General features: G+C 43.7%; 16 protein-coding genes. 6 read left to right on the forward strand and 10 right to left on the reverse strand.

Translation table 11 applies throughout. The features are described from left to right. The first annotated feature begins 320 nt into the window (after nt 1-320). From H9L11_RS10990 to H9L11_RS11000, 3 genes are all read left to right on the forward strand, one after another. Nucleotides 321-1,475 (forward strand): flagellin, encoded by a 1,155-nt coding sequence (locus H9L11_RS10990; RefSeq protein ID WP_005382038.1) that lies wholly within the window; start codon nt 321-323, stop codon nt 1,473-1,475. Between the two features lie 506 nt (nt 1,476-1,981). Then, complete coding sequence (locus H9L11_RS10995) at nt 1,982-3,115, forward strand: flagellin (protein ID WP_005380447.1); 1,134 nt, start codon at nt 1,982-1,984, stop codon at nt 3,113-3,115. A gap of 116 nt (nt 3,116-3,231) precedes the next feature. Beyond that, nucleotides 3,232-4,356 (forward strand): flagellin, encoded by a 1,125-nt coding sequence (locus H9L11_RS11000; RefSeq protein WP_033906927.1) that lies wholly within the window; start codon nt 3,232-3,234, stop codon nt 4,354-4,356. A 96-nt stretch (nt 4,357-4,452) separates the two neighbouring features. On the opposite strand, the gene crr is transcribed toward H9L11_RS11000, so the two are convergent. The 5 genes from crr to cysZ all read right to left on the reverse strand — a co-directional run bounded on the left by crr (nt 4,453) and on the right by cysZ (nt 9,383). Then, entirely contained in the window at nt 4,453-4,962 is a 510-nt protein-coding gene (gene crr / locus H9L11_RS11005) for a PTS glucose transporter subunit IIA (RefSeq protein WP_005382041.1), read from the reverse strand. Nucleotides 4,963-5,083: 121 nt separating this feature from the next. Continuing rightward, nucleotides 5,084-6,808 carry a phosphoenolpyruvate-protein phosphotransferase PtsI gene (ptsI, locus tag H9L11_RS11010; protein ID WP_005389298.1) on the reverse strand — a complete coding sequence of 575 codons (1,725 nt, stop codon included), beginning with the start codon at nt 6,806-6,808 and terminating at the stop codon, nt 5,084-5,086. A gap of 140 nt (nt 6,809-6,948) precedes the next feature. Then, a complete protein-coding gene (locus H9L11_RS11015) occupies nt 6,949-7,206 on the reverse strand; it encodes an HPr family phosphocarrier protein (protein WP_005382043.1) in 258 nt (85 codons plus the stop codon). A gap of 300 nt (nt 7,207-7,506) precedes the next feature. Beyond that, nucleotides 7,507-8,475 (reverse strand): cysteine synthase A, encoded by a 969-nt coding sequence (gene cysK / locus H9L11_RS11020; RefSeq protein ID WP_005382045.1) that lies wholly within the window; start codon nt 8,473-8,475, stop codon nt 7,507-7,509. Between the two features lie 164 nt (nt 8,476-8,639). Further along, nucleotides 8,640-9,383: a sulfate transporter CysZ gene (cysZ, locus tag H9L11_RS11025; RefSeq protein WP_025767003.1), complete on the reverse strand. Its 744-nt coding sequence runs from the start codon at nt 9,381-9,383 to the stop codon at nt 8,640-8,642. Nucleotides 9,384-9,634: 251 nt separating this feature from the next. Between cysZ and zipA the strand changes: the two genes are divergently transcribed. The 3 genes from zipA (at nt 9,635) to H9L11_RS11040 (ending at nt 14,614) form a co-directional block, all read left to right on the forward strand. Then, nucleotides 9,635-10,591, forward strand: coding sequence for a cell division protein ZipA (gene zipA, locus H9L11_RS11030; protein WP_205390752.1), 957 nt, complete (start codon nt 9,635-9,637; stop codon nt 10,589-10,591). A gap of 90 nt (nt 10,592-10,681) precedes the next feature. After that, on the forward strand, nt 10,682-12,694 hold the full coding sequence (ligA, locus tag H9L11_RS11035; RefSeq protein WP_205390753.1) for an NAD-dependent DNA ligase LigA: 2,013 nt from the start codon (nt 10,682-10,684) through the stop codon (nt 12,692-12,694). 510 nt (nt 12,695-13,204) lie between these two features. Next, the gene (locus tag H9L11_RS11040; protein WP_005382055.1) at nt 13,205-14,614 is read left to right on the forward strand and encodes a hypothetical protein; all 1,410 of its coding nucleotides are present in this window, start codon (nt 13,205-13,207) and stop codon (nt 14,612-14,614) included. Between the two features lie 40 nt (nt 14,615-14,654). Here H9L11_RS11040 and H9L11_RS11045 read toward each other — a convergent pair whose 3' ends face one another. The 5 genes from H9L11_RS11045 to H9L11_RS11065 all read right to left on the reverse strand — a co-directional run bounded on the left by H9L11_RS11045 (nt 14,655) and on the right by H9L11_RS11065 (nt 19,151). Then, on the reverse strand, nt 14,655-14,837 hold the full coding sequence (locus H9L11_RS11045; RefSeq protein WP_021707681.1) for a hypothetical protein: 183 nt from the start codon (nt 14,835-14,837) through the stop codon (nt 14,655-14,657). A gap of 617 nt (nt 14,838-15,454) precedes the next feature. Continuing rightward, nucleotides 15,455-15,916, reverse strand: coding sequence for an NfeD family protein (locus H9L11_RS11050; protein ID WP_047102904.1), 462 nt, complete (start codon nt 15,914-15,916; stop codon nt 15,455-15,457). 3 nt (nt 15,917-15,919) lie between these two features. Beyond that, nucleotides 15,920-16,837, reverse strand: coding sequence for an SPFH domain-containing protein (locus H9L11_RS11055; RefSeq protein WP_047102903.1), 918 nt, complete (start codon nt 16,835-16,837; stop codon nt 15,920-15,922). Nucleotides 16,838-16,996: 159 nt separating this feature from the next. Next, nucleotides 16,997-17,851, reverse strand: a complete 855-nt coding sequence (locus H9L11_RS11060) for a co-chaperone YbbN (RefSeq protein WP_054578026.1) — start codon at nt 17,849-17,851, stop codon at nt 16,997-16,999. 472 nt (nt 17,852-18,323) lie between these two features. After that, entirely contained in the window at nt 18,324-19,151 is an 828-nt protein-coding gene (locus H9L11_RS11065; RefSeq protein ID WP_025766996.1) for an SDR family oxidoreductase, read from the reverse strand. Between the last annotated feature and the right edge of the window lie 2 nt (nt 19,152-19,153).

Genomic DNA, 19,153 nt, shown 5'->3' on the forward strand with positions numbered 1-19,153 from the left:
CCCAAAGCGGCAATGATGCGGGAGGCAAGTCGGGCGGCAACAGGGCAGCGTTCAATACCCTTGGGCTAAGATGAGTCTGACAAACCTGAAATAGCTTAATGATAAAGCTAACTTATTGTTTATCTGATTCTTTTAAAATTAGTTAAATAATTTACGCAAGTTGGCACACAAATTGTATTGAAAATATCAGAACAGATTTAGAGATTCTAAACCCTGCGTTTAAGGCAGATTTAGCAAGTAACTTTTACGGTCAGTGCTTATCCAAATGAGAGTAAAGCTGGCCGCTTCGCAAAAGCTTGCGAACTCAACAGGAGAGCAAAATGGCTGTAACAGTTAGTACTAACGTCTCCGCGATGACCGCGCAGCGTTACCTAAACAAAGCGACTGATGAATTAAACACGTCGATGGAGCGCTTATCTTCAGGACATAAGATTAACAGTGCAAAAGATGATGCGGCAGGTCTACAGATCTCTAACCGCTTAACTGCACAGTCTCGTGGCCTAGATGTCGCAATGCGTAACGCGAACGATGGTATCTCGATTGCACAAACCGCTGAAGGTGCGATGAATGAGGCAACCTCTGTCATGCAACGAATGCGTGACCTTGCGATTCAATCATCGAACGGTACTAACTCTCCGGCTGAGCGTCAGGCGATCAACGAAGAGTCAATGGCATTGATTGACGAGCTAAACCGTATTGCAGAAACCACTTCATTTGGTGGTCGTCGTCTATTGAACGGCTCATTCGGTGAAGCAGCATTCCAGATTGGTGCGAGCTCAGGTGAAGCCATGATCATGGGACTTACCAGCATTCGTGCGGACGATACGCGCATGGGCGGTGTGACCTTCTTATCTGAGAACGGTAAAGATAAAAACTGGAGCGTTGACCCAGCTAAATCTGACTTGAAGATTACGCTACCAGGTATGGGTGAAGACGAAGACGGCAATGTTGATGATCTAGAAATCAACATTAATGCCAAAGCGGGCGACGACATCGAAGAGCTTGCCACTTACATTAATGGTCAGTCTGATATGATTAATGCGTCTGTAAGTGAAGATGGCAAGTTGCAAGTTTTTGTCGCGCATCCAAACGTTCAGGGTGAGATTTCTATTTCTGGTGGATTAGCATCTGAGCTTGGCCTGAGTGACGAACCTATCAGAACGTCAGTACAAGATATTGATATGACCACGGTACAAGGTTCTCAAAACGCGATTTCTGTGCTGGATTCGGCACTGAAATACGTAGACTCGCAACGTGCAGACTTAGGTGCGAAGCAAAACCGTTTGAGTCACAGCATCAACAACTTGGCGAATATCCAAGAAAACGTTGACGCATCGAACAGCCGAATTAAAGATACAGATTTTGCGAAAGAAACCACGCAAATGACCAAAGCACAAATTTTGCAACAAGCAGGTACATCGATTCTTGCTCAAGCGAAACAGTTGCCAAACTCTGCAATGTCACTATTGCAGTAGTTTACTTAGCCTGTACTCAATACATTCAGACGTGGATGGGAATGCAGGCTTTTGGCAAGCAACTTTACAATAGAATGAGCGGCTCTCTCATCTCTCACCTGCCAATCATTTTCAATGTAAAGTTGCACTCGGTATGCCGGAAATGTGTTCATTTCTCTTGATCTCCACATAGGCTCTGGCGACCAACCTAGCCCCAGTTCTCTCAAAGGAAAAGGGGCTTTTTCTTTTCTAATTCTTACGTCTATCGTCTGCGAACTTATCTTCAATTGTTTCCTTTTGCTGGTTTTCTATACAATCTGGCCCTCTCGGCTCGATTTGTGGAAACTTGAGCACTTTTTCTTACTTTTCTTCAATTTTATTAGCTAAATCTCGCAATGTTATTTTTTTAAACTTTTTTCTAAAGCTTCTGAATTTGGTGTCGTTAATAGAGGTAACTTTGAGAGAACTACTTGGTTTTCCGAGACGTCGGAAACCGCTACACCGGAAAATCAATTGGAGAAATCACCATGGCAGTGAATGTAAACACTAACGTATCAGCGATGACCGCTCAGCGTTACCTAAACAACGCAAACTCAGCTCAACAAACTTCTATGGAGCGTTTGTCTTCAGGTTTCAAAATCAACAGCGCAAAAGATGACGCTGCGGGTCTACAAATCTCGAACCGTTTGAACGTACAAAGCCGTGGTTTGGATGTAGCGGTTCGCAACGCGAACGACGGTATCTCGATTGCACAAACTGCTGAAGGTGCAATGAATGAGACCACTAACATTCTTCAACGTATGCGTGATTTGTCTCTACAATCAGCAAACGGTTCAAACTCGAAAGCAGAACGTGTGGCGATTCAAGAAGAAGTGACCGCGCTAAACGACGAACTAAACCGTATCGCAGAAACCACTTCTTTCGGTGGTAACAAGCTGCTAAACGGTACCCACGGTGCGAAATCGTTCCAAATCGGTGCAGATAACGGTGAAGCAGTGATGCTTGAGCTAAAAGACATGCGTTCAGACAACAAAATGATGGGCGGTGTGAGCTACCAAGCTGAAAGTGGTAAAGGTAAAGACTGGAACGTTGCTGAAGGTAAGAACGACCTAAAAATCAACCTAACGGACAGCTACGGCCAAGAGCAAGAAATCAACATCAGCGCAAAAGCGGGTGACGATATCGAAGAGCTTGCGACTTACATTAACGGTCAAACTGACCTAGTGAAAGCGTCAGTAGACCAAGACGGTAAACTGCAAATCTTCGCTGGCAACAACAAAGTTGAGGGCGAGGTCGAGTTTTCAGGTGGTCTATCTGGTGAACTAGGTTTGGGCGAAGGCAAAAAGGTAACGGTAGATACTATCGACGTAACCTCAGTTGGTGGCGCACAAGAATCTGTTGCTATCATCGATGCGGCACTGAAATACGTAGACAGCCACCGCGCAGAGCTGGGTGCATTCCAGAACCGTTTCAACCACGCAATCAGCAACTTGGACAACATTAACGAGAACGTGAATGCGTCGAAGAGCCGTATCAAAGATACTGACTTCGCGAAAGAAACAACGGCAATGACCAAATCACAAATTCTATCGCAAGCGTCAAGCTCAATCCTTGCGCAAGCGAAACAAGCGCCTAACTCAGCGCTAAGTCTGCTAGGTTAATCTATTTAACAAAGCAAGAAACCAAAGCCAGGCTCATCCCTGGCTTTTTGCTTATTGGCTATAACGATTCAGATGTGTCCTGACATTATGTTCGATAAGGCATTCATATCGATTAGATGATCTCTTTAAATTCCAATGTTTCTGCGATGGTGGCGCAGAGACACCTGAGTCAAGCAGCTGCGCAAAATGTTGAGTCACAACGCAACCTAACTTCGGGGTTTCGAATCAACTCGGCGAGCGATGATGCGGCAGGTTTACAGATATCGAATACTCTCCATGTACAAACGAGAGGGCTTGATGTCGCCTTAAGAAATGCACACGACGCTTTTTCTGTTGCTCAAACAGCGGAGGGAGCATTGCACGAAAGCAGTGACATATTGCAACGCTTACGCTCTCTGGGGCTTCAAGCAGCAAACGGCAGTTATGACTCAAGTGATCGGCAAAGTATTCAATATGAGGTCGTAGCGCTGCAAGATGAGCTTGATCGTGTCGCGATCACGACAACATTTGCGGATAAAAACCTGTTTGATGGATCTTACGGTTCACAAAGTTTCCATATTGGCGCGAACGCTAATTCAATCTCTTTGACGTTACGTAACATGCGTAGCCATATCCCAGAGATGGGAGGGCAGCATTATGTTGGTGATGCGATCGATAAAGATTGGCGAGTCACTAAAGATAACCAAACCCTAAAAGTCGAATACCAAGACAGTAAAGGGCAAACCCAAACGGAATCCATTGGACTCAAATTGGGTGACCGTATAGAACAGGTCGCCACTTACATCAATGCTCAACAATCGATAGTGAATGCTTCAGTAACGGAAAACAACGAACTGCAATTCTTCGCTTCTACGATGAAGGCGCCAGAGGGTGTGGTTCTCGATGGGAGTTTAGCGGATGAGCTTGATGTGAGCGCTGGTCAATTAGTCACAATGGATGACATTGATATGTCGACGGCAGGTAAGGCTCAGCTTTCAGTCGGGGTGATTGATGCAGCAATTAAGTACGTTGATTCGCACCGAAGTGAAATTGGCAGCTTTCAGAACCGTGTAAACGGCTCGATGGATAACTTAAATACTGTGAATCGGAGTGTTACAGAATCCAAGAGTCGAATAAGAGATACAGACTTCGCAAGAGAATCTACGGAAATGGTGCGTTCTCAAGTGCTCCAAGATGCGACAACAGCGTTATTGGCTCAGGCAAAGCAAAGGCCGAGTTCGGCACTTGGATTACTTAGCTGAGCGGATTTCATTGATGTAAGTCGATTAGAAACAAAATTTCAGGTAATAAAAAACGCTGCCAATGGCAGCGTTTTTTCGTGTTCGATTAAGTAAAAATTACTTAGTTACACGTAGAACTGGAGTTTCACCAACAGTTACAGAACCAGAAAGCTTGTTTAGCTCTTTGATTTCGTCCATGTTAGAGATAACAACTGGAGTTAGCGTTGACTTCGCTTTCTCTTCTAGAAGAGCTAGATCGAATTCAATTACAGTGTCGCCAGCTTTAACAGTTTGACCTTCTTCAGCGATACGCGTGAAGCCTTCGCCTTTTAGTTCAACTGTGTCGATACCGAAGTGAACGAAAAGCTCAACACCGTCGTCAGACTCGATAGAGAACGCGTGATTAGTTTCGAAGATCTTACCGATAGTACCGTTTACAGGAGCTACCATTTTGTTGCCTGCTGGCTTGATAGCAATACCGTCACCAACGATTTTCTCAGCGAAAACAACATCTGGCACGTCTTCGATGTTTACAATCTCACCAGAAAGTGGCGCGATGATTTCGATAGCACCAGCGTCAGCGCTGTCATCAGATACAAGCTTCTTAAGTTTGTCAAACAGACCCATTGTGTCATGCTCCTAAGGTTTGGTTTTATTCTGTCGAATTATAGTATACCAATATAGCTCATTAGACGACTTTTTTCGCCGTCTAATGGCCATTAAGTATTGAATTACTTGGTACTACCGATTACTGAGCTTTCTCAGCAATAAACTTTTCTACCACGGCTTCGATTTCTTCTGCTGTCGGTAGAGAAAGGGCTTCTTCAGCCATTGCTTTCACTTCTGCGAAGTTAGAGTTACGAACAACTTTCTTCACTTTAGGGATTGAAATGCCGCTCATTGAGAACTCGTCCAGACCCATACCTAGAAGTAGAAGTGTTGCACGCTCGTCACCTGCAAGTTCACCACACATACCAGTCCATTTACCTTCTGCGTGAGAAGCGTCGATAACTTGCTTGATCACTGTAAGTACAGCTGGTGATAGTGGGTTGTATAGGTGAGAAATCATCTCGTTACCACGGTCAACCGCTAGCGTGTACTGAGTTAGGTCGTTTGTACCGATAGAGAAGAAAGACACTTCCTTCGCTAAGTGGTGTGCGATCGCAGCAGCAGCAGGAGTTTCAACCATAACACCGATTTCGATGTTTTCGTCGAACGCGTGGCCTTCAGCGCGTAGCTCTTCTTTGTACTCTTCGATCGCTTTCTTAAGCTCACGGATTTCTTCGACAGAGATGATCATTGGGAACATGATACGCAGTTTGCCGTGTGCAGAAGCACGTAGGATGCCACGTAGCTGATCACGAAGGATTTCACGACGATCTAGACTGATACGTACAGCACGCCAACCTAGGAATGGGTTCATCTCTTTTGGAAGATCCATGTATGGGAGATCTTTATCGCCGCCGATATCCATAGTACGGATGATCACAGCTTGACCGTTCATTGCTTCCGCAACTTCTTTGTACGCTTGGTACTGTTCTTCTTCAGTTGGTAGCGCAGTACGGTCCATAAATAGGAATTCAGTACGGTACAGACCAACACCTTCACCGCCGTTACGAAGGATACCGTCACAGTCTTTCACTGTACCGATGTTACCGCAAACTTCTACACGGTGACCGTCAGTCGTTTCTGCGTGTAGGTCTTTCAGTTTCGCTAGCTCTTCTTTTTCAGCTAGGAATGCTGCTTTAACCGCTTTCGCTTCTTCTAGCTCAGCTTCTGATGGGTTAACAACAATCTTGTTGTTCATTGCGTCAAGAATCAGCATGTCGCCATTCTTAACTTTCTTCGTGATGTCGTTAGTACCAACGATAGCTGGAAGCTCAAGTGAGCGAGCCATGATTGAAGTGTGAGATGTACGACCGCCGATATCACAAGCAAAACCAAGCACGTAGTCTAGGTTGATTTGTGCAGTTTCAGATGGCGTTAGGTCGTAAGCAACAAGAATTACTTCTTCGTTGATATCGCTAAGCGAAACAATGTTGATGCCTAGTGCGTTCTTAACAAAACGAGAACCGATATCGCGGATGTCAGTTGCACGCTCTTTTAAGTATTCGTCGTCTAGAGACTCAAGAGCACATGCTTGCTCTTCGATCACTGAGTGGATAGCGTGATCAGCAGTCATCTTGTCGTTTTTGATAAGTGCTAGGATTTCCTCTTCTAGCTCTTCGTCTTCAAGAAGCATGATGTGACCTTCAAAGATCGCTTCTTTTTCTTCGCCAAACGTTTCAAGCGCTTTTTGCTTGATAGTTTCTAGCTGAGCTGCAGATTTGTTACGAGCGTCAAAGAAACGCTGAACTTCAGCTTCTACTTGATCGTCAGAAATAGTGTTTGTGTTTAGGACAATTTCATCTTCTTGAAGTAGTAGTGCTTTACCGATTGCAATACCAGGAGATGCTAGGATGCCTGAAATCATAGCCTTACCTTAAGTTTGGTCAACTTTATAAAACGGGAGAATAATGGGTGCGCTAACGAATAGTTTTAGCTTAGTTTTGAGCCTATTTCCAACGAAGCCATTTTGCTTTCACAAAATGGCTTCTGGAGTAGGAGACCGGATTAGTGTAGTTGGTCCATTAGAGCAACTAGGTGGTCAACTGCTTGCTGAGCTTGTGGGCCTTCAGCAGAAATAGTAACTTGAGTACCTTTTACTAGGCCTAGTGTTTGTAGTTTGAACAGGCTCTTAGCGCTAGCGCTTTTACCGTTAGAAGTCACAGTGATGTCTGCGTCGAATGCTTTTGCTTCTTTAACAAACTGTGCAGCTGGACGAGTGTGAAGGCCGTTTTCTGCTGTGATTTCTACTTGCTTCTCGTACATGTGATATACCCCAATAAATGTATTTTTTTGTTAGTTTGTGACCAGATTTTAGCTTAACTGCTTTACATCTTGTGCGCTAGCACGGGAAGAGTTCAAAGCGCGTCAGTTCTGATACTAGTCAAAAGTTTGGTAACTACGCAACTGTTTGCGTGCGTAATCACTTTGAAACCTTTTTGTGTTCTGCTTCTTTATTTTGAAGCTAGAAATAAAACACCCTGATATTACCAAAGGTAGGGCAGGGATCAACAAAAAAGCCCCTAAACGGGGCTTTTTTAAACTAAAAATTGATTTGAACACATATTATTGTTGGTTCTCTTTTTCGGTAAAGATACCTGCAAAGAGTGCTGTACTTAGGTAACGCTCACCGGAACTTGGCAAGACAGTTACAATTGTTTTTCCTTCAAATTCAGGTAGTTCTGCAAGTCGGTTCGCTGCAACAACCGCTGCGCCAGATGAGATACCAGCTAGGATACCTTCCTCTTCCATTAGGCGACGAGCCATCTCAATCGCTTCTTCTGAGGTAACTTGCTCAACACGGTCAATAATGTCTAAATCGAGGTTACCAGGGATGAAACCAGCACCGATACCTTGAATTTTGTGTGGGGCAGGTTGGATTTCTTCGCCAGCAAGTGCTTGTGCAATAACCGGAGACTCTGCTGGCTCAACTGCAACAGAAGTGATGGCTTTGCCTTTTTCACCTTTGATGTAACGGCTAGTACCTGTGATAGTACCGCCCGTACCAACACCAGCAACGAATACGTCGATTTCACCGTCTGTCGCTTCCCAAATCTCAGGGCCCGTAGTCTTTTCGTGGATTTCTGGGTTCGCTGGGTTGTCAAATTGTTGAAGAAGTAGGTACTTCTCAGGGTTGCTTGCTACGATTTCTTCTGCTTTAGCAATCGCCCCTTTCATGCCTTTCGCCGCTTCAGTCAGCTCAAGGTTCGCGCCTAGTGCTTTTAGTAGCTTACGGCGTTCTAGGCTCATTGATTCAGGCATGGTCAATGTTAGCTTGTAACCGCGAGCAGCCGCTACGAATGCTAGAGCAACACCAGTGTTACCACTGGTAGGTTCTACAAGCTCTACACCTGGCTTAAGAAGGCCCGCTTTCTCTGCTTCCCAAATCATGTTTGCACCGATACGGCACTTAACACTGAAGCTAGGGTTACGCGCTTCAATTTTTGCGAGAACTTTGCCTTTACTTACTTTGTTTAGACGAACGAGAGGTGTATTACCAATAGTAAGAGAGTTATCTTCGTAGATTTTGCTCATAGTGATGTTCCTTCATTACACGTTGTGTGAATATGGATAGAAGAATATGCGGTATGAAAAAAAGGGAAAAGGATTAAAAAGTTATATCTTATTAGGTTGGCCCAGAACTTGATAAAAGAAAAGGGAAAAGCTGGCGCTGATCCCTTTCCTTAATCTCTAATCGACTATCGTTGGTGCTTAAACTCCGCGACCCACATAGCGGTTGCACCACATATTGCTACAGGCATGACAATGAGGTTCAAAATTGGGATCGTCGTAAACACAGACACCAATACCCCAAAGCCATAGGCCTTACCTTGCTTTTGTTTCAATTTGTAACGCATGTCGTTAAATGGGATTTTATGGTTATCAAACGGGTAGTCACAATATTGAATCGCGAGCATCCAGGCGGTAAAGATAAACCATAAAAATGGGCCTACTGTTTGTCCAAGGGCAGGGATGAGCAATAATAGGAATAGGCCTATTGCTTTAGGTAAAATGTAAAGGAGCTTTCTCCACTCACGAGCTAAAACGCGAGGAACATCTTTCAGGACGGCAGTGAAACCATCATCATTTACTTTTTGTCCCGTTAAGTACTCTTCCACTTTTTCAGCCAAGAGGCCATTGAATGGCGCGGCGATAAAGTTCGCGAGCGTGCTGAAAAAATAGGAGAAGGTAGCGAGTATCGTCAGAGCGAGTAAAGGCCAAAGAATGTAAGTTAACCAGGATAAAAACTCAGGCAGCTGCCCAATCCAGCCTTCTATCCATATATTAAGGTTTGAAAATAGATAGAAGATGGCACCACCTACAAGCAAGATATTTGCAAGTAGAGGTAAGATGACAAAGCGCCTGATTTTAGGGGCTAGTGCCAATTGTATCCCGTATAGAAAATAACCGAACCCGGTTCTCTGCTGATTGTTTTTCTTCATGTCTATTTTGGCTTCGTGTAAATGAAAACTCATTGTACCTGTGAGGACTTTTCTTTCAAAGCCCTGACAAATGACGTCTTGTTAAGTGGAATCGTGGCAAGAATCACAACAAAAAACGGAACTTCTTGCATTAAGTTGTTCTAAATCTACATATAGTTTTGGTAAAGTAAACGTATCATTCAGATTTATTGCACTTGGGTTGCTGCTCAAGGAACTGCGAGTAGTAAAAACAAGTATATTGAGAGTAAATAATGCAGGAATTGCGATTCGTACTCATTGTTGTTGGCGCATTAGCCATCGCGGCATTACTGTTTCATGGTTTATGGAGCAGTAAAAAAGAAGGCAAAGCAAAGTTTGGTAACAAGCCACTTGGTAAGCTGGATGTTGACCAAGAAGACAAAAATGATCTTGTTGAGAAAGAACGAGACTTCGCTCCCGCTCCTGAAGATGACTTTGAGATCATTCGCAAAGATCGCAAAGAACCAGATTTTGGGATGGCGAGCTCTTTCGACAACAAGTTTGAATCTGACCCGTTATTCGGTGGTCCATCTGAAGTCAAACAGACGCAGCAGGAGCCGGATGACATCCCTTCATTTGTTGCAGAAAAAAATAAAGAAGAGGACGTTGAGCCTGTTGTTCAAGCAACAGTAGCTGAAGAGCCATTCCAGCCTGCTGTGGAAGAAGACGTTATTCCCGCCGCGTTTGATATTACGGAGAAAGAACAGCAAGTCGAAACGGTTAGTGAGCCTGTCGTTGCAGAGCCTAAGGAAGAGCCAAAGCCAGAACCTGAAATGCAAGTGATTGTATTGAATGTGCACTGTGCTGGTGAAGAGCCATTTGTTGGTACTGCTTTATTTGAAAGTATGCAACAAAACGGTCTAATTTATGGCGAGATGGATATTTTCCATCGTCATGTTGACTTGTCCGGTAACGGCAAAGTGCTGTTTAGCGTCGCTAATATGATGCACCCTGGTACGTTTGAGCATGCTGATCCTGCTGAGTTTACAACGAAGGGTATTTCATTCTTCATGACATTGCCTTGTTATGGCGAGGCTGAACAGAACTTCAACTTAATGCTCCGAACTGCGCAGCAAATTGCTGATGACTTAGGTGGTAACGTACTTGATGACCAGCGCAACTTAATGACGCCAGATCGTTTAGCATCTTATCGACGTCAAATAGTTGAGTTTAATGCCGCTAACGCATAATCTTAACAGCAAATAATAATAGGGCTCCGGATGGAGCCCTTTTTCTTGGATTTCCCAACCTCACCGATTGAAAATACACGGGGCTTTACTATGTCTGAATCAGTACTTCAGCGACTAGAAGAACTAAAAGAGTCGTTGCATTACCACGCTGTGCGTTACTACGTGGAAGATAACCCAGAGATCCCTGATGCCGAGTACGACCGTTTAATGCGAGAGTTACTGGATATTGAAGCTGAGAACCCTGACTTAATAACCGTAGACTCGCCAAGCCAACGTGTCGGTGGGCAACCTCTCTCTGCGTTTAGCCAAGTGACACATGAAGTACCGATGCTTTCGCTTGATAACGCGTTTGATGATAGTGAACTCGATAGTTTCCACAAGCGCGCACAAGAGCGCGTGGGCAGCCAGAGTGTGAAAGAATACTGTTGTGAGCCTAAATTGGATGGACTCGCCGTAAGTTTGTTATATGAGAATGGCGTTTTAGTTCAGGCGGCCACTCGAGGCGATGGTACTACGGGTGAAAACATCACAGAGAATGTGCGTACGATTAAAGCTATTCCTTTAAAACTCAGAGGTAATGACTGGCCAAATCGTCTTGAAGTTCGTGGTGAAGTCTTTATGCCGAAAGCTGGGTTTGAAAAGCTCAATGAATTAGCAAGGAAGAAAGGCGAGAAAATCTTTGTTAATCCACGTAACGCTGCGGCAGGTAGCTTACGACAATTGGATTCACGTATTACGGCTTCTCGTCCGCTTAGCTTCTATGCATACAGTGTAGGCGTGGTGCAAGGTGCAGAATTGGCAGCAAGTCATTACGAACGCTTTTTGCAAATCAAATCTTGGGGACTGCCAATGTGTCCGGAAACTAAGCGAGTTGAAAGCTTGGCGGATGTAAAAGCTTACTACCAAGATATATTGCAGCGTCGTGATGCCCTCCCTTATGAGATCGATGGTGTCGTTATTAAAATTGACGATATTGCCGTGCAAGAGCGTCTGGGTTTTGTTGCTCGCGCTCCACGTTGGGCGATTGCCTACAAATTTCCAGCTCAGGAAGAAATGACGACACTGAATGAAGTGGAGTTCCAAGTCGGTCGCACTGGTGCGATTACACCTGTTGCTAAACTAGAGCCTGTATTTGTTGGTGGGGTAACGGTAAGTAATGCGACGCTTCATAACGCAGATGAGATAGAACGTCTGCAAGTCAAGATTGGTGATCACGTTGTGATCCGCCGTGCTGGCGATGTTATTCCGCAAGTCGTTTCTGTCATCAAAGAGCGCCGACCAGAAACAGCTCGAGATATTGTTTTCCCAACTCAGTGTCCTGTTTGTGGTTCGCATGTTGAGCGGATCGAAGGAGAAGCGGTAACACGTTGTATGGGGGGCTTAGTTTGCCAAGCCCAACGCAAACAAGCGCTAAAACACTTTGTTTCTCGTAAAGCGTTAGACGTTGACGGTTTAGGCGATAAAGTGATCGAGCAGCTTGTTGATCGTGAGATGGTGAAAACTCCTGCTGACTTATTTAAGTTATCAGCGGGGATTTTAACCGTACTAGATCGCATGGGGCCAAAGTCTGCGCAGAATATTGTGAATGCGTTAGAAAAATCCAAAGAAACAACTTTACCTCGGTTTTTGTATTCACTGGGGATCCGTGAAGTTGGCGAGGCAACCGCAGCAAACTTAGCAATGCACTTTAAAACGTTGGGAGCGATCCAAAATGCTACCGAAGAGCAGTTGATTGAAGTGCAAGACATCGGTGCTGTGGTTGCTCAACATATTACGACTTTCTTTAGTGAAGAACAGAACCAAGCGGTGGTTAAAGATTTGCTTGAACAAGGAATTCATTGGCCAGAGATTAATACTACTGAGCAGGTGGGGGAATTACCATTAGAAGGTAAAACAGTAGTATTAACGGGAACACTTTCTCAACTGGGGCGTACAGAAGCCAAAGAAGCCCTCCAAGCACTGGGGGCTAAAGTGACGGGTAGTGTTTCTAAGAAAACCGATATTTTGTTTGCTGGTGAAAATGTAGGTTCGAAGCTCGCAAAGGCACAAGAACTGGGTATCGAAATTAAAACAGAACAAGACTTACTCGAATTGATGAATTAAGTCTTCTCAAAAAAGCTAAAAAATAACTAAAAGCCCCGTATGGTAAGCATGCGGGGCTTTTTCTTGTTCATAATTAAGTGTTTTTTTATTGAGTAATTGATGCCTTTGTTCTTTTCAGTGATCAAGATCGAACCTTGGGTTATTGGTTTTTTTGGCTTTTTTAGTCTGCGAGTGACTTCAAGTTGATACTTTCAGGCTAAATTTAAATGTTTGATTTTAAATGATATTTTGTTGAGTTGTGTTGGTGTTGTTAAAAATAAGATCTGGATCAATAAGTTATATGGAACTTTGGAGTGGCTCATATTTTTTTAGAAAAAAAATAAGTTCCATTTGGATGTTTTTAGCTGCGAAGTTAGTCTTAATCACGTGGATACACGGTGTGTATGCAGGAACTAAAAAAAGCCAAATTAGAAATAATGAGGTTTGATCAGGAATTTACTTCTCTCCTTCGGCGGCCAACTAAAGGTGAGATAGAAAAATACAGCTATATCCATTTTTAGGAGTTTTTCCATGGACAAATTTTTTAAGGTTTCAGCGTTAACCGCAGCAATGTTTGGTGTTGTTGCTGTCGCTCCAGCTACAGCGTCTACTGAAAGTGCAGCAGGTGGCGAGTACGTAGAGAAAGTGAACGAATTTATGCAAGACTCAAGTCTGAATGCATTATTCATAGTTGATACTCGTTCACGAACTCGTACAACAGGTAAGCCCGGCGGTGAAAATGGTGACCGTTGGAGTCGTCTAAACTACTCTTCTTACAACGCAATTTTAGACTTCACTTCTGGCTACCACGATGGTTGGGTGGGCGCAGATGTTGCGGCTTACTACTCTGGCGATCTTTACAACGATAGTCTTTACAATTCAAACGAAGGCTACCTATGTAACGAAATCTCAACTTGTAACAACCTAGACTGGGGTGCAGGTGATGGTCAGCAGCTTAAAGTTTACAAAGCAGCGCTGAAATTCAAAGCAAACGAAAACTTTAATGCTCGTTTCGGTATGTTACAGGCTGGTGGTAACGGTACAATCGGTAACGTTTGGAGCTTTGTACCTGGTACTTACCGTGGTTTCGAACTAAACGCTAAACTTGGTGATTTCAACCTAAGCTACTTTGGCGCAGACCAATTTACAGCACCTTGGCTGCTTCACGAAGATGATTACGCACCAGCGCTTTGGTCTGACACTTCATGGAGCTACCTACACTCTCTAGGCCTAAACGGTAACCTAACTGACAGCTTGTTTATGCAACTTGGTTTGGGTCAAGCTACTGGCGTTCAATATGCAAATGGTGTTGACTGGGGTGCAGGTCAAGTAACTAGCTACCACAACGAAACTGACAACACTTCTTACAAGGCTTACTTGAAGTACACTGTTAGTGACCGTACAACTCTAGCATTTGATTTCTACGGTGTTGACGATGATGTGAAATACGATGGTCTAGGTTTCCACACTGGTCTATCTTTGAATCAATCTTTCGGCAAGCTAGCTTGGATGTCTGAGTTGCGCTACACAGACACAGATAACCGTGCGGACTTCGTTCCTCGTACTATTCATACATATGGTATGAACAATGGTACTTGGTCTCAGTGGTGGGACGCGCTGTCTGACTGGAACAAAGCGGGTGAGCTAGCATGGTACAACCGTCTATCTTACAACCAAGGTAACGGCTGGAACTACTACCTAGGCTTTGGTTACGGTACTGGCGCTGACTCTGCAGCAAGCGGAGCATCAGGTGACTGGGATTACGAAAGCGAATACGCAGTTAACGCAACAGTATCTTACTCACTACAAAGTGGCGCGCTTAAAGGTTCTACCATTCGTTTACACGGTACAATCCTAGAACGTGATGAGTACGCAGGTGCTGGCGATGCGGATGAAACAGACTTACGTCTACAAGTTCTTATCCCTTACAGCTTCCACTAATACTTAATTAGATAATAAAAGGAGCCGCTAGGCTCCTTTTCTATTTCACTTCTCGGCCGTCGTATATTTTGCAATATAACGGTGGCAACATATGTACATTACCGTTTGGCAACTCACACTTTATCTCTGGGCCTAACGTACGACCACCGGATGCACCATTAGCATGAGTGGTTAACGGAATTATGGCAAAAGATATTACTAATAGACCAGATAAAAATCTCATAATAATCACCTTAATATAAACTTTAAATATCTACGTGCTTGTATAAACCGTGACTACGCAGAAAGGCAAGGTTGAATAGGGCTCTTATATCAAACTAAGCTCTTACTTCTTTACTATTCCCATTCCCCACCTCTAAATCGACACATTTCACTTGGAATATTCGTAACGTCGCCACTTGGCATCTTACATTCGACTATAGGTCCCAAATTAGTTGTACCGCCGTTTCCGTTGTTGTAGGCAAAGGAAGAAAAAGAAAAAATACCGCACAACATTAAAAAGAGAAGCTTATTCATAGTACATCCTCTTACTTACCAAATAAAAAGCACTCAACTTAAATGCTTATGCGTTAAGTATGTATCCGAGGATAAAAAGATCAAAAAATAATTCAATAAAGTTTTATTTTTTAAAATAAATTTAGATCGATAATTTACCTAAATATATTTCTATCTTATTGATTGTCGTGTGTTGAATAATTAAATAATAGGAAATGGTAGGTAGGGTATTAATAATATTACTAATACTTATTTTTTTCTCGATTTTAATTAAGGTAATGAAATGAAAGCAGTTGTTTAGATTAAAGTAATGGAGCATGATTTGCCCCATTACTTTGGCATAAATTAATTAGAATCAGGCTCAATGATTAAAATAATACCTTCAACATCGGTGATTCTTACGCGGGTACCGGCTGGAAGTGCTTGATCCGATTGTGCGGACCATGTGGTATCGGCTACCTTGATGCGATTGAGCCCGACGGAAAAGTCTTCTTCAAGGATAAGAGTACGCCCAATTAACTGCTTGTACTTTTGGTTCAGATCTCTTTCTTGGTCTTCTTGCTTGTCTTTAGACCATTGTCGTCGCCACCAAAGCCAGGTGGTGATTAAGCTGAAGCTTGCAAAGCAAAGCCATTGTAATTGCCAGCTCATTGGCAAAACGGTCATGATTGCTCCAACGATAAGTGCAGACACCCCGAGCCAGAGAAAATACCCTGCGGTACCAAGTAGCTCAACTGCTAAAAGAGCAAAGCCAAACGCTAGCCAATGCCAGAAAGAGATACCTTCCAGCAAACTAAAAAAGTCCATAAATTATTCTTTACCTTGCTGTTTAAACATTTCTGCTATCCCTGCAACCGAGCCCATTAGTCCGGTTGCTTCTAATGGAAGCATAATGATTTTACCATTTTCGGCTTGACCAATGCTCTTGATCGCTTCGGTATAACCCTGTGCAATGAAGTAATTGACGGCTTGCATGTCACCTTTTGCAATGGCTTCGGAAACCATGTAAGTCGCTTTTGCTTCTGCTTGCGCGGCACGCTCACGTGCTTCTGCATGGAGAATAGCAGACTGCTTTTCGCCTTCAGCTTTTAATATCTCTGATTGTTTATGACCTTCGGCCTTTAATATCTCAGCTTGGCGAACTCCTTCTGCTTCAAGAATTTCCGCACGCTTATTACGCTCGGCTTTCATTTGCGCATTCATTGCAGCGGTCAGATCGGCTGGTGGCTGGACATCTTTAATCTCAATTCGTGTGACTTTTACGCCCCAAGGGTTTGTTGCTTGGTCAACAATCGCCAACAGCTTAGAGTTGATCATGTCGCGTTGGCTCAGCATTTCGTCCAGTTCCATTGAACCTAAAACGGTACGAATGTTGGTAAGGGTCAAGTTTCTAATAGCGTGTTCTAAGTCGTTGACTTCATAAGCCGCTTTGGCAGCATCGATCACTTGAACAAATCCGACAGCGTCAATAACCACGTTAGCGTTATCTTTTGAAATGACCTCTTGCGCAGGAATATCGAGAACGCGCTCCATCATATTTACTTTTTGACCAACTTTATCAACGAATGGAATGATCAAGTTTAAACCCGGCTTTAATGTGTGGGTGTAGCGTCCGAAGCGTTCAACTGTCCAGTTGTTTCCTTGCGGAACCGTTTTAATGGCTGAAGATAAGATAACGACAGCAAGAACGACGAAAATACCGATGGTGATCAGTGAATCAATTGGCATGAGTTATTCCCTTAAGTGCATAATATTCGATCCATTTTTACCTATTTATAGACAATAGACAATTGAAGTTCTGAGACCTTTGAGAGGTTATTGGTTTTTTATATGACAAAGGCCGGAAATCCCGGCCTTTGTTGTCTTCTTCCTAGAAGAATGCGACGCTTAGTACAAAATTGAGTAAAGCTGGCGACGATATTTGCTTGCTAATGCGTTACCTTGACCTAGCGCACTGAGAATATCCATAAAAGTCTTCTTCACTTCACCGTCTTGGGCGCCCAAGTCTTTTTTAAGAATATTCCACAGCAGTTCCAACGCTTCTTCATCCCGACCAACTTGGTTGTATTGTACCGCCAATTCACAAGCGAGTTCGAAGTTTGCCATGTCTGCTGCGTATGCTTGTTCTAGTCGCTGTAACTCAGGGCTATCTGCAGCCTGCAAATGCAGCTCGAGCTTGGCTATTAGGCTCTTGTAGTAGTTATCTTGATACTCGAGAGGGATAGCGTTCAGTAGTTCTTGGGCAATATCAAATTGTTTGGTTTCTAGCAAACAATCAGCCATCGCGAGTTTCACATCACCACGCTCTTGCAGCTCTGGCGGCAAAGTGTGGATGATGCTCAAAGCCTGAGCATGCTCACCTTGCTGAAGAAGTTCACTGACTTGTTTTAATAGTTGTTCATCTGGGCTTGGCAAATGCTTTTGTAGCATGGTAGCAATGGCATCAATTGGCTGGGGGCCTCCCAGACCATCGACGGCTTGACCATTTATAAACAGCGCGATAGTTGGCAATACTTGCACGCCAAATTGAGACGCTAAAGCGGGCTGATCTTCACAATTTAGTAGAGCAAGCGTAAATGCACCGTTGTACTGTTGAGCAAGAGATTGCAACTCAGGGAGTATCTGTGCGCTTTCTGGCTGAGCGTTGGCCCAAAAGTGGATCAAAACGGGCGTGTTCATTGATCCTTCAAGCGTTTCGCGAAAGTTCTGTTCTGTTATCTCAACGATAAATGGGGATTGCATCAGAGTATCCTTGCCTTGTGTCTTGTCGTTGATATTAGATATGGAGTTGATTTAGGTGAAATTCAAGCGACATTCACCATCAATAATGAATCATTCTATTTTGAGAAAACGTGAGGTAATAGAGTGAGGTTATTGCTGCTCAGGTGTTAGATAAAAAGAAAACGCTGCCGAAGCAGCGCAATTCTAATGCTATTTGTTAGTGCGGTATCAAAATAGGATGAACATGGTCAACACTACACCCACACTAAGCCAGTTAAGCTGATTTAATGTCATTGTTGCCTCGCAGTAGTATAAACATTGCTACAAAACGTAATGGGTGGCGATACCAAATCTAAGCAACTCAATCACTTTGGGCGAAAGAATCCCCGCTGAATTGCGTAGAAATTGATTCGTTTAGTTGAGGTTTTTTTAACCTACATGTTCATAATGACATCACATTGTTACGGTGAAATTACATTTCGACAAAACTTTTTTATGCAGCCTGTCGCAAAATTTTATCAAGTACACGGGTTGGTAATAGTCTTTTCAAGACTGCGAATAATTTAGTCGGTGTAGTAATTCGATAACGAATTTTCGGTGAAACGCTAGTTAATGCATGAAGAACTGGTGCGATGCACGACTCTGCAGGCAAAACAAATCGATTATTAGACTTGTCGTTGTTGAGTCGCTCTCTTTGTCCTTCATAAGCATGACGATGGGGGCTAGATTCAATATCAACCCACTTCTCAAAGGCTCGTAATGCATTGTTTCTAAATTGAGTTTCGATCGGTCCTGGTTCTATCAATGCCACTTTGATATTCGTATCCGCAAGCTCTAGCCTGAGCGTATCTGTCCAGCCTTCTAAGGCAAATTTTGATGCATTATAGGCACCACGGTATTTCATTGCGGCAAAACCAAGAACAGAGCTGTTTTGTATGATGCGTCCTTCGCCTTGCTGGCGCATATGAGGAAGCACCTCTCTGACCAACTGGTGCCAACCAAAAAAGTTGGTCTGAAATTGATCTTGAAGAGCCTCGGTGGGTAAGTCTTCCAGTGCTCCGGGCTGACCATAGGCACCATTATTGAACACTGCGTAAAGCTTACCTTCTGCTAACTCTAGCGCTTGCTTCACGCCCGAAGAAATGCTTTCTGGGCTATTTAGGTCTAGATTGATGCAGGTTAGCCCTTCATTAATTAGGCGCTGGACATCTTGTTCTTTCCTACAAGATGCAATGACATTAAATCCCTTGTTTTGTAGGGCGTGAGCGCACACGTAACCGATGCCGGTTGAACAACCCGTAATAAGAATCGACTTTTTCATAA

The sequence above is a fragment of the Vibrio sp. sp1 genome (genome assembly GCF_016920955.1).
Classification (GTDB): domain Bacteria; phylum Pseudomonadota; class Gammaproteobacteria; order Enterobacterales; family Vibrionaceae; genus Vibrio; species Vibrio alginolyticus.